Raw genomic sequence first — 13,069 nt, 5'->3', positions numbered from 1 at the left:
TGAAACAATTCGCCTAAAACGCTTACATTTTTTTACCTATAACAAAGATTGTATGCATGTTTCTAGTGAATGCATGTCTTCTGTTGGTTCAAAACGCTTCACTACATTACCCTTACGATCAATCACAAACTTTGTAAAGTTCCACTTAATATCAGGGTTATTCTTATAGCTAGAATCTTTCAGTTTACACATTGCACGCATGGCAAGAGCCTTTACACTATTTCCAAAACCTGTAAAACCCTGTTCATTCTTTAAGAATGTAAACAATGGTAATGCATGTTCACCATTGACATCACTTTTTTTAAACTGATCAAACTGTGTATTGTATTTTAATGTGCAGAACTCATGTACTTCTTCATCCGTGCCTGGTGTCTGGTCAGCAAATTGATTACAAGGAACATCAATTATTTCTAGTCCCTGTTCATGATATTTCTCATACATGCTCTCAAGATCTTTATACTGTGGTGTAAATCCACAGCCAGTAGCAGTGTTTACTACAATTACCACTTTGCCTTCATAGTTACGCATTGATACTTCATTACCACTTCTATCTGTTAAAGAATAATCATAAAACGTCATAAATTTAGCCTCCTATATTTATTACAATTATATTTTATACAATATTTTAGATTTGTCAATTGGAGATACTTTCATATCTCCAACTTGATTACTTCTGTTGTAATTTAGTGAATGTTTCTTCCACATCGTCAAGAATTTTAGCAAACTTCTCTAATGCAATATCGATTGGCTCTGGGGTCGTTAAATCAACACCTGCATGCTTTAATTCATCGATTGGATATGCAGAACTACCCATGGATAAGAATTCAAGATACTTCTGAACTCTTTCTTTACCACCGTGTAAAATACCTTCCGATATCGCAACTGCAGTACTGTATCCTGTCGCATATACATATACATAGAATGGTCTATAGAAATGTGGGATTCTTGCCCATTCATACTGTACTTCATCATCAATCACTAATTCTTCACCAAAGTACTTCTTTACAAGATTTAAATATAACTGATTTAAGAATTCAGGTGTTAAGGATTCACCACGTTCTGAAGCAGCGTGAGCCTCCTTTTCAAATTCCGCAAACATTGTCTGACGATAGATTGTACCCTTAAAGCCTTCCATGTATTGGTTCAATAGAGCCATACGTTGAGCAGGATCTGTTTCCTTTTGTAGCAACTGTTCGATTAACAGGTTCTCATTGACTGTAGAAGCAACTTCCGCTACAAACATTGTGTAGTTCGCGTAGTGTACTGGCTGTGTATGGTTTGTACGATAACTATGCATGGAGTGTCCCATCTCATGTGCTAATGTAGATACACTATCTAATGTACCTGTATAGTTACATAAGATATATGGATTAGATGTATATGTGCCAGAAGAGTACGCTCCCCCACGTTTACCCTTGTTTGGATAGACATCCACCCAACGGTTTTCTAGACCAGCCTTTACAACATCTGTATATTCTGTACCAAGTGGCTCAACAGCTTCTAATACCATTTCCTTAGCTTCTTCATAGGAGTAATCCTTTGCGCTACCCTTTAGAAGAGGTGCATATACATCATAATAATGCAGCTCATCTAGACCTAACATCTTCTTACGTAGTTTTACGTAACGATACATTGTTGGTAAGTGCTTATGTACTGTTTCAACTAAGTTATCGTATACGCTAACCGGAATATTATCAGAGAACATCGCAGCTTGACGTGAAGATTCATGGTGTCTCACCTTGGCATCGATCGAAGCAGCCTTTACAGTTGTGCTATAGGTAGATGCGAAAGTATTGATATGTTGTTTATAACCCTTGTATAAAGACGTAAAAGAATTCTTGCGAAGCTCACGGTCATCGCTACCCTGCAAGAGAATATAACTAGAGCCATTTACTTCATGACTATTACCTTCTCCATCCTTAACAGCGTCAAATACCATATCCGCATCCATTAATGCTTCACTCGTTCTTCCCGGTGCAGAGAACACCTCACCAAAGGTAGATAATAGCTTCTCTTCTGCAGCACTTAAAGTATGCGCCTTATTACGTACAAGATTTTCTAATAAAAACGCAAAATCGTTTAAGGATGGATCAGCGATAAATCCCTTTAAAACTTCCTCGTCATTTTCAAGAATTTCTGGTTGAGCAAACGAAGTTGCACTCACCGCTTCAACATACTTACCATATGCCTTAGAATACATACCCTGTGCATCGGTCGCTCTTGTATCTTCGCTATGACGCAACATTGCATATGTAAATACATTGTTTAACGCCTTATCTAATTCATCAGATACCGTAAAATATGTAAGTAAACTTTCTGTATTGTTTAACTTTCCTTGGAAGGATGCAGCTTCTGAAATCAAAGCATCTAGCTTTGTGAGCGCTTCGTTCCAAGCCTCATCGCTTTCAAACAATGTTGAAAGATCCCATTTGTATTTTTGTTCAATTTGATTACGTTCTTTTAATTCCGTCATAATATCACCTCAGTTTCTGTATTATATCATTATTGTGGGATACATTTTGTATATTTGATTGATTAATTCTTTCGGCATTGATCTTGCACCGCGAATATTGGTAAGACCATAGTTAGAAATAAACTTCTTTGTTAGCTTATGATCATCAAAGAAATAAATTTTCTGCAGACAGATATATGTTTCTTCATCTGTTCGTTTTCCTGACTTATCGTAGAATACAACATCCTTTTCAACAACTTTACAAAGATAACGCAACTCTCTATATGGTAAACCATAATAGATAAACACATAATCGTCGATCTGATAATTCAACTTCTGTTTCCAATACATCAGATCACTTTGTGCAAAGGCATGATCAATATCATAAACCGAAGGATTAGCCGGTATCACCCAATGATGATTTAGTGAGAATTTCTTAGCTACCAAAGCTCTACTCTTTACTAGAAGTTCTTTTAATACCGCATCTTCAATCGTGCCATCCAATAGTGCAGTTACCCAGTGTTTCTTATTCATATGATATGCCGGATAGAAGCCTGGTAACTGTAGTAAATCACCTACCTTAGATGGTTCGACTTTAATATTCATCGCATCCACCTGATTTTCATCACAAGCTTTATCTAATTTATGCATACCTATTGAAAACATTAGCACGTACATCTTGTCACTATCAATAGGTTTATATGCCGTAAACTCGTAATCCGTTGTACGTTTACCATTTTGTGATTTAGTAAATGGATGATCTGCTATATCATGCAATTCATTTATCATCCATTCATGCATGGTATTTGCTTGCCTGCTAGAATACATCACCTTTTCAAAACAGTTTTTTGCGATATCTTCTAAACAAGAAAGATAAACAGTTCTAACTTGTGTAGCAAACTTGCCCTTCTTGCCTACGGTATGTACTGCTACATATTCTTCATTCGTCAGTTCATCTAGTACTCTACCACTTACAACGTTTCCTTCCACTGTGATAATCGCATACATCCCAGTATCTTCTAACTTTGTTTGATAACGATATATTCCATTTTGTTTCAAAAAACCATATTGGATTAAATGTTGTATATTCGGTCGTAAACGACGAAATAATTCCTCTTCTAAACGCATTATTTTTTTCTCCACAAATAGTATAACAATTTCAAAATTTATCCGCAAAAGAAAGCATAAATTTGATATACTCTTCGTTGGAGGAAAATCAACCATGAAAAAACAAGCTTTTGATTCAGAATTATATTTAAATCTACAACGCGATAAAATCTTAAACCGTATCAATCAATTCAGCGGTAAATTATACATGGAGTTCGGTGGTAAGATGTTTGAAGATTATCACGCTGCTCGTGTCTTACCAGGTTATAATCCTAATAACAAGGTAAAACTTCTTACAGAATTACGTGACCAAGTAGAAATCTTAATCTGTATCAATGCAAATAACATTGAACACTCCAAAGCACGCGGTGACTCTGGTGTATCTTATGACCAAGAGGTTTTCCGCCTCTTAGATGCTTTCCGCGATTTAGAGATTTTTGTTGGTTCTGTTGTCATCACACAATATGAACACCAGCCTGCAGCTGATAACTTCCGTCATCAACTCAGTAAAAATGGAATTACTTCTTATATCCATTATCCAATTAAGGGATATCCAACAGATATCGATTATATCGTTTCCCCAGAAGGTCTTGGTAAAAACGAATATGTTAAGACATCTCGTAACCTAATTGTTGTTACTGCACCAGGTCCAGGTTCTGGCAAACTCGCAACATGTATCTCTCAGCTTTATCACGATCAACTTCATGGCGTAAAATCCGGTTATGCGAAGTTCGAGACTTTCCCAGTATGGAATCTTCCTCTACACCATCCTGTTAACCTTGCTTATGAAGCAGCGACAGCTGACCTCAATGACGTCAATATGATTGACCCATTCCACCTAGAGGCATATAACCAAACAGCTGTAAACTATAACCGTGATATTGAAGTATTCCCAGTATTAAATCGTACGATTGAACGTATTCTTACTAAATCCCCATACGCTTCCCCTACAGATATGGGTGTAAACATGGTGGGTTTCTGTATCACTGATATGGATGCGGCTAATGCAGCAGCGAAAGAAGAAATCATCCGTCGTTACTTTCAGGCTCTCGTTGATTTCAAGGAAGAAAAGATTCCTGCTTCTGCAGTGAAGAAGATTGAATTATTGATGAATGATTGTGCCATTTCCCCTTCTGATCGTAAAGTAGCTATCATCGCTAGAGAAAAAGCTGAAAAGACAGGTGCTCCTGCACTTGCACTAGAATTACCAAATGGTGAAATCGTAACTGGTAAGACATCATCTCTATTCGGTCCATCTGCAGCAGTGATTATCAATGCTATCAAAAAACTAAGTGGTATTTCAAAGCCTACACACTTGATTGAGCCTGAATATGTTAAACCGATTCAAAATCTCAAGATTAATCACTTAGGTAACCACAACCCACGCTTGCATTCAGACGAATTATTGATTGCTCTTGCGATTACCGCAATGACAAACAAAGATGCTGATCTTGCGATGAAACAGCTTGGCAACCTAAAAGGTAGTGAAGCTCACTCCACTGTTATCTTGCCTGAAGAAGATAAGAATGTATTACGTAAACTTGGTATCAATGTTACATTCGATCCAGTTCATCAACACAAAAAGCTATACCACAAGAAATAAAAAACCAGATAAAACAAGAGTTTAAGCTCTTGTTTTCATTTGTTAAAATGCTATGATTTTTTAGGAATGGAGTTTTTATGACAATTTATCAACTTTTATATTACTTTGCGATATACGCCTTTCTAGGTTGGATATTAGAAGTTGCCTTCCATGGCGCAATCGTCGGGAAAGTCATCAACCGTGGATTCTTAAATGGACCATTTTGTCCAATCTACGGTGTCGGTATGATTGCGATGATTTATTTACTGACCACCGTAACACATACTGAGATACAACACATTCACTTCCTCATTATCTTTAACGTCGGTAGTATTGTCTGTACTTTAATCGAATACTTTGGCGGTTGGATTTTAGATCAAATCTTCCATGCACGTTGGTGGGATTATCGTGATATGCCATTCAACATCAATGGTTATGTATGTTTGATATTCTCTCTTGCATGGGGTATTGGTTGTGTCGTTGCAATCGGCTTTATTCATCCTATGATTATCGACTTTGTCAATTGGATTCCAAAGCAGATTGGTTGGTGGATCTTAGGTATTACCTATCTGGGTCTTACGATGGATATGGTAATCTCTGTATCCGTCATGATTGGATTAAACGAAAAGCTTGCACAGATTGATAAGTTACAAAAATCATTACGTATCGTCAGCGATGAACTGACAGAGCGTATTGGTGGTGGTGCTATGGAAACAGCACAGAAAGTCAGCGAGGCTGGTATTCAAGCTAGAATTGCAGGATCGGAACTCAAAGAGAATATCGTTAATGTAAAAGATACTGCTGTACAGTTTAAAGATAATCAAGTCGCAGAGTTACAACAAAAGATCAACAGTCTTAAAGAAACTCTTACCTCAGATAAATTTAACCTAACAAAACGTTTGATTGATGCTTTCCCTAGTCTTGATTCTCATTCCTATCATGATACTTTGGAAGATATCAAACGTATCATCACTTCACGAACAAAACGCAAGTAGTCTATATGGCTACTTTTTTCTATCATAAAAAAAGGAACTTTGCACAAAGTTCCTAATCAATGACTGTAATATTTCTTCTTTGAATACTGCGCTTAAGCCAACTACCTTGAAAGTAATAAATCACAAAGATAGAACTTGTAATAACCCATGTAATTGGAAAGATGCGCAAGGATTCAAAGACCGTAGACGATGGCACAAATAAGATATATAGAATACGCAACACACCGATGCCCATCATCGTAATAATCATTGGATAAATAACATCACCACATGCACGTGTGGCTGCTACGTAAATTTCTAAGAACACAAATACTGGCCAGAATACACATAGCTGACGTATCATCTGTACACAGATATCAATAACCTCCGCATCCTGTGTAAACAAACTGCAGATATAATCCCCGTGGAAATATAACAATGTGGTAATCAGTAACGAACCCACCGTATAGATACCAATCGCATTCCATACACCCTGCTTCATACGTTTAATTTTACCCGCACCAAAGTTCTGTCCAATAAACGTTAACGTTGCTGTACCAAGTGCGCCAGAGTAATTCCAGAATAGTGCATCAATCTTACCGAAAGCAGTATACGCAGCCACTGTATTGGTTCCATAGCCATTTACTGTTGCCTGAATAAATAGATTAGCGAAACTATATAATGCGCCTTGGATTCCATTCGGTAAACCAATTACCAATATTTGCTTTAAAATATGCATATCACAGTTTAGATTACGAATATCAAAGTAATACGCACTATCTTCCGCTGATAAGATATACAGCGTCATTACACCACTTACAACCTGTGATACGACTGTCGCAATCGCAACACCTGCTACATTCCAATGGAAAAACACAACAAACAATACATCTAATACGATGTTTGTTATACAAGCAGCTACCAAGAAGTATAGTGGTCGTTTTGAATCACCAACCGCACGTAAAATGCCAGCACCAGTATTATAAATCATCGTAGGTATCATACCGAGCATATAGATACGCATATATAGCACCGAGTAATCCATAATATCTGCGGGAACATTCAGCATGTTCATCGCCCATGGCGTAAAGATAATGCCAATAACCGTAAAGATAGCCCCAATAAATACACTAGAACTCATCGCAGTCTGAACCGCCTTCTTTACAGAAGAATAATCATTACTACCATACGCTTGTGCAATGACTACTGTCGCACCACTCGATAAACCTACAATTAAATTCACAAGTAATCCGATTACAACACCAGTCGATCCACCTACTGCCGCAAGTGCTTCCTTGCCAACGTAATTACCAACGACCATCGCATCGGCAGTATTGTAAAGTTGTTGAAAGATAGAACCGAACATAATCGGGACAAAAAACAGTAAAATTTCTTTCCAAATAACACCATTCAACATGTCAGTTTGTCTTTGTTTAAACATCTTCAGTTCTCCTTTCGCAATGTAGAAAAGTATATCAGAAAATATAGAAAAAGTGATGAACAAATATCTCATTCATCACAAAATATTAAAATTTGTAACGCAATTTAAAGAAACAATGAATTATTTCAAGCCTACCGGATCTTCTCCATGAAGTTTTCCTTCTAAGAAATGCTTACGACACAAAGCAATATACTCATCATTTGCACCCAGTAATACCTGTGTGCCAACACGCACAATACCATGTTCATTATAGCGTGCATTACAGGTTGCTTTTTTACCACACCAGCATACGGTCTTCACTTCATGTAGTTCATCCGCAATCGCAAGTAAACGCTCACTACCTTCAAATAAATTTAACTGGAAATCCGAACGCAAACCATAGCATAATACTGGAACTTTCAAATAATCTACGATGTGTGCTAAGAAGTCGATTTGTTCACGCTTTGCAAATTGAATTTCATCTACAATAATCGCATCATATGTACGAAGCTCTGCTTCGCTCATAGCGCAAACATCAGACAATAGAACACATTCTCTTTCTAAACCAATACGAGACCAAATGACATTCTTTCCATCACGTGTATCGATATTTGTTTTCGCAAGAATGGTCTTCTGACCACGTTCACGATAGTTATAATCAGCCATTAAAGCATTTGCTGTCTTTGAGCTTCCCATCGCTCCGTAATAAAAATATAGTTTTGCCATACCCTCTCCTATGAATGTGTTAATTGTTCTTCTATTTCTTGATTGATAAATGTGATACGTCCAAATAATTCTCTTGCGGACATACGTTTTGCACCTTGGGCAAAGATTGCATTCTGAATCAAACCATCAGAGCTTGCGACAGTCAAATCATAATCTTTCCGATGATCTGCCACAAAGCGTTCAATATACGCATCTGCTGTCAAATTACTAGATGTGTATACTACCTCCATATCCTTACGTGAGTATATTGTACCAAGATTATCTTTGACTTTATAGCCATCAAATACAACTATCATCTTTTCTCCTGTGAAAGCCTGATAGTTGAATAAAATATCCAATAGCTTCTCACGTGAAGTTGCCAGTTCTTCCTCTTTGTCTTCTTGGAAAATATCCCAACTGAATACCATATTGTATCCATCTACGATTAGACAAGCTGGTAAGTGCTTAATCACTTTGGGGTTTTCTTCTTTCGGTTTCTTTTTGATAGGATTATGTTGTTTATTGAAATTACGATTATTAGAAGTAGATCTATCAAAAATACGCTTTAATTCATCCTCTTCAATTCGATACGTACGATGTTGTGTTGATATCGATTCAACCTTTTCTTGAGCGATATTCATGTACTCATCAGCCTTATCCCAAGTCACTGTAAAGCCACTACCGTTTGCACAGAATACAGATGATGAAGGATTACGCACATCCATTTCTGGATCATAACCAATTTGTGTCACAATCTCATCTCTATCTTGGCATACATCATAACCATCTGGTTGAAAAGCAAATCTTCCCTGACCTTTACTATAGGCATTTACTTCATTTTGATAGTGTGCAAGTAATCGAATGCAGCCTCTACCGATAATGACACTACGACCATCTCCACTATCTTGTATCTCAAACTGTGCCTTCTTACTTTCTAAATCAAATAGTGCTTTTGATAAAGATTCACTAGGTACAGTTAATTCAAAGCATACATACGGTTCTAATAGTATCGAAGATGTCTTCATCAGTGCTTGTCTAACTGCACGTGAAGCAGCCTGTCTAAAGTCCCCACCTTCGGTATGCTTTAAATGACCTTTTCCTGCAATTAAAGTAATCTTAACATCCGTCAGTTCACTACCAGTTAATACACCACGATGCTTCTTTGTACGCAAGGCACTAAGTATCGCATTTTGCCAATTAAATGATAATTGATCAGAACCTGTTTCACTCGCAATTACAATTCCTTTCCCTCTTTCAAGAGGGTCTAATCTTATCTGTACTTCCGCATAATGGCGCAATGGTTCAAAGTGACCTGCACCCTTGACAGTTTCCCCAATCGTTTCACGATAAAGAATTCTACCTGTACTAAAGCCTACTGAAATCCCGCAACGGTCAAATATTCTCTTCTGCAAGACTTCCATCTGCATCTCACCCATGATATGTACATCAATCTGTCCAGTCTCACTTTGGATATCCATTTCGAGTGCTGGATCTTCTTCGCTGATTTCACGACAGGTTGTTGTTAACACTAGTAAATCTGTACCCTTAGGATATACCAAACGATAATCCATATACGCACTTAAGATAGGTTGTATCTGTTTCTCTTCAAATCCTAAACCATCTCCTGCTTCAAAGTGTTCTAGACCTTTTAGTGCCACAACCATACCCGGATATGCTGCTTCCAGCATACTAAACTTAGAACCATGATATAAACGAATCTGATCCACCTTTTCATCCTCATCCAGTTTTTGTTTAGCATGTAAAACGCCACCAGTAATCTTTACATGCGTTAAACGTACATGATTCTCTGTCACGGTAATCTTATAAACCCTAGCACCAAATTCCGTAGGATAACTTTTATCAACTGAAAATTGTGCAATCCCTTCCAACAACAAATCAATGCCCTTTCCCTTTAATGCAGAGCCAAAGAATACTGGAAAGAAGCTGCGATGATAGAATCCCTCTACAATTTCTTCTGCAGTTAAAGAACCCTTACGTTCAAATTGTTCTAAGAGTACATCGCTAGAAAAGCAAATCTCTTCCAATTTGTTTTCATTTAACCAATCAATACAATTGCTAGATAATTTTGTATGAATATCCTCAAGCAACTTTTCTTTGGCAAAATAACTAATATCCATCTTATTAACAAACACCATTGTTGGTACATGATAATACTCCAAACATTTCCATATCGTTTCACTATGTGCCTGTACACCATCTTGTCCATTAATCAATACAATTGCCATATCTAAAATGGACAAGGTTCTCTCCATCTCAGATGAAAAATCCGCATGCCCTGGTGTATCGATAATATATACTTCAATGTCCTTATAAACAAAATGTGCCTCTTTAGAATAGATAGTGATTCCACGATTTCTTTCTTGTTCATCAAAATCAAAAAAAGAATCACGATGATCCACTCTTCCTAATGAACCTATCGCACCTGTTTGATAAAGAATACTCTCTATTAATGTAGTCTTACCTGCATCTACATGTGCTAAGATACCAATCACTGTTCGTTTTGTTTGACTCATGTATGTATTATACCAGTTTGAAATAAGCATAGAAAACCTAATCTGCAGGAATTCTCTTTTTCAAGTATAATAAAAATGGAGGTGCCTTATGAATCACTATGATAATCTATTAAACCTCAGTTGTGATACCACAATCACAACTGAAAAAGATGGCTACTACACTTTCGCAGAAACAGTATTCTATGGTGAAAAAGGTGGTATGCCTGGAGATAAAGGAACCATCAACGGTCTAGAGGTTATTGACCTAAAATGGGAAGATGATGTCCTCTACCACAAAGTTGACGGTACTTTACAAAACCCTATCCACATGGAAGTTGATAAAGAGACACGTATCATCAATACGACCGTACAGAGTGCATATCATCTACTAGACGGCTATTATGGCAAGATGGGCTTATATATTGTTGCGATTGGTGTTACATCACCAGAAAATCAATGGTATGAGGTCAACAGTAAAGACTTAGATGAAAAACACCTACAAGAAGTACAAGACTTCATGAATGATACACTACTGCAAGATATTCCAACAGAATTTACATACTACAAAGGTAGTGACTATCCAAACCCTAAATACGCAAATCATGATGAAGTACGCGTTGTAACATTTGGTGATATCGACTCTCAACCATGTGGTACACCCCACGTGAATAATGTGAATCAAATTGGCAGTTTTATTATCCTTGGCAGTGAAAAAACATCACGCGGTACACGTATCTATACAACCGTCAGTTGGGCTACAAATATCAAATTAAAGAAGTACTACAACTTAATTCAAGAACTACGTAAAACACTTAACGCAAAAGAAGATGATATTTTAGAAAATATCCAAACCTTACGGAATACAAATAAGATATATAAGAAACAGATTGAAGAACTTCAAAAAGAACTAACAGCATATAAAGTCAAAGACATTCTGCAAATGAAAGCTAATGTTTTAGTGGATGTTGTGGATGTGAGTCAATTACGTACTGTATCACAAGCTCTACTAAATCAAGTATCTTCCACAAAAATTCTGATTACTTCTTCTGATGATATCAATGACTTCTCCATCATTTCACCAGAAGGAAAAGCAAGAGATATCTACGCAGCTATCCAAGAATCATTAGAAGCTAGTGGTGGTGGCTCACCTAAAATTGTCACTGCACGCTCATCTAAACCAAAACAAGAAATCATTGAACTACTACAAAAATCCATCTAAGCCAAGAAAAAGAGAAGTTATCACACGGAACTTCTCTTTTACATTTAGGCTATATTAGCAAATTGGTGAGATGTAGCAATTCAATAAATGAATACATCTTCTGATTTCATATCTACAATACGGAAGAAGTCAGTTATCTGATGCATTCTTTTCTTGATGGATAGAAGAATCTCCTGAACATCACATCCACTGTATTCTCTAACAAGAACAAATAGTGCTGCATATCTGTTCGGATATTTACTGGCAACACCTCCATACTTCTTGTACCACTTTTTTATCAGTGAATGAAACGCATTTACGTTATTCAAGTGATCAATGGATGTATAACATGTATGATCTTTCATGATTCTCTTTTCACAGTGCTTCTCTTCTAAAAGACAACTATATGCTGCTTTGCCATCAAGCCACGCCATACTGTGCTCCCCAATATTGTCTGCAAGCTTCATTATGTCTCTACTGGTTGGAGTAGCAGTATTCGTAGCTTTTAAAACAGCAGTGCCGTTTCTCTGCACTGCTGTTGGTAAACATATTTGTTCGTTAGATAATCCACGCTTTGAAGCTGAGCCACCACGTTTTCTAGGTTCAACACCTGCTATCTTTTCGCCTTTATGAGAATTGAGAAGATACTTTTCATCTAACTCAATCTCTCCGGATACTACTGTAGTATTCAGAAGTTCTTCAAACATGTGAAGTAGTTTCATTCTCATACGCCATACAGTATATGTACTGATATCCAGCGTAGCTGCTGTTTTTTCTATAGGAACCTGTGCAAATGTATCTGTGATTAACAGATCCCATTTAGATTCATCCTGATGTGAATAATGTGTAAGCTGGCCATAATCAATAGTAAAGCGTTTATGACAGCTACTGCATTGAAGCATTGGTTTACCACTATTTGCCTTTCCGCCTTTTGTAAAACGAGAATTAACAGAGCCACATTTAGGACACACTTTAATACAGTAGTTTCTGGATTCTTTCTTTGCATTTACCAGGTCAATCAGCTCTCTGTCGATTTTATCTTTAGCAAATTGATCTAAGGAATTGTAATGTTCAATAATTTCTAAGTCTTTCATAATAGTCTCCTTGAGTTCACTATT

At 37.0% G+C, this 13,069-nt stretch carries 10 protein-coding genes; 3 read left to right on the top strand and 7 right to left on the bottom strand.

Translation table 11 applies throughout. The features are described from left to right. Positions 1–36 precede the first annotated feature (36 nt). From RGT18_RS06570 to RGT18_RS06560, 3 genes are all read right to left on the bottom strand, one after another. Positions 37–579 carry a glutathione peroxidase gene (locus tag RGT18_RS06570; RefSeq protein WP_028078223.1) on the bottom strand — a complete coding sequence of 181 codons (543 nt, stop codon included), beginning with the start codon at positions 577–579 and terminating at the stop codon, positions 37–39. 88 nt (positions 580–667) lie between these two features. Further along, complete coding sequence (pepF, locus tag RGT18_RS06565; RefSeq protein ID WP_028078222.1) at positions 668–2,473, bottom strand: oligoendopeptidase F; 1,806 nt, start codon at positions 2,471–2,473, stop codon at positions 668–670. 21 nt (positions 2,474–2,494) lie between these two features. Next, entirely contained in the window at positions 2,495–3,580 is a 1,086-nt protein-coding gene (locus RGT18_RS06560; RefSeq protein WP_028078221.1) for an MmcQ/YjbR family DNA-binding protein, read from the bottom strand. A 94-nt stretch (positions 3,581–3,674) separates the two neighbouring features. Here RGT18_RS06560 and RGT18_RS06555 point away from each other — a divergent pair, with 94 nt between their 5' ends. Both RGT18_RS06555 and RGT18_RS06550 read left to right on the top strand, forming a co-directional pair. Continuing rightward, a complete protein-coding gene (locus RGT18_RS06555; RefSeq protein ID WP_006526375.1) occupies positions 3,675–5,162 on the top strand; it encodes a DUF1846 domain-containing protein in 1,488 nt (495 codons plus the stop codon). A 77-nt stretch (positions 5,163–5,239) separates the two neighbouring features. Next, positions 5,240–6,136, top strand: a complete 897-nt coding sequence (locus RGT18_RS06550; protein WP_006526374.1) for a putative ABC transporter permease — start codon at positions 5,240–5,242, stop codon at positions 6,134–6,136. A gap of 52 nt (positions 6,137–6,188) precedes the next feature. Here RGT18_RS06550 and RGT18_RS06545 read toward each other — a convergent pair whose 3' ends face one another. The 3 genes from RGT18_RS06545 to RGT18_RS06535 all read right to left on the bottom strand — a co-directional run bounded on the left by RGT18_RS06545 (position 6,189) and on the right by RGT18_RS06535 (position 10,804). Beyond that, the gene (locus RGT18_RS06545) at positions 6,189–7,556 is read right to left on the bottom strand and encodes an MATE family efflux transporter (RefSeq protein ID WP_037403944.1); all 1,368 of its coding nucleotides are present in this window, start codon (positions 7,554–7,556) and stop codon (positions 6,189–6,191) included. Between the two features lie 120 nt (positions 7,557–7,676). Then, entirely contained in the window at positions 7,677–8,261 is a 585-nt protein-coding gene (locus RGT18_RS06540) for a thymidine kinase (RefSeq protein ID WP_006526372.1), read from the bottom strand. Between the two features lie 8 nt (positions 8,262–8,269). Continuing rightward, positions 8,270–10,804: an NYN domain-containing protein gene (locus RGT18_RS06535; RefSeq protein WP_338175654.1), complete on the bottom strand. Its 2,535-nt coding sequence runs from the start codon at positions 10,802–10,804 to the stop codon at positions 8,270–8,272. Between the two features lie 58 nt (positions 10,805–10,862). On the opposite strand from RGT18_RS06535, the gene RGT18_RS06530 reads away from it, so the two are divergent. Continuing rightward, a complete protein-coding gene (locus tag RGT18_RS06530) occupies positions 10,863–11,972 on the top strand; it encodes an alanyl-tRNA editing protein (protein WP_028078218.1) in 1,110 nt (369 codons plus the stop codon). An 80-nt stretch (positions 11,973–12,052) separates the two neighbouring features. On the opposite strand, the gene RGT18_RS06525 is transcribed toward RGT18_RS06530, so the two are convergent. Next, positions 12,053–13,045, bottom strand: a complete 993-nt coding sequence (locus RGT18_RS06525) for an IS1595 family transposase (protein ID WP_338175651.1) — start codon at positions 13,043–13,045, stop codon at positions 12,053–12,055. Between the last annotated feature and the right edge of the window lie 24 nt (positions 13,046–13,069).

The sequence above is a fragment of the Solobacterium moorei genome (assembly GCF_036323475.1).
GTDB classification, from domain to species: Bacteria; Bacillota_I; Bacilli_A; order Erysipelotrichales; family Erysipelotrichaceae; genus Bulleidia; species Bulleidia moorei.
Note: the sequence above shows the minus strand (reverse complement) of the source record. Positions and strands in the feature narration are given on the sequence as shown.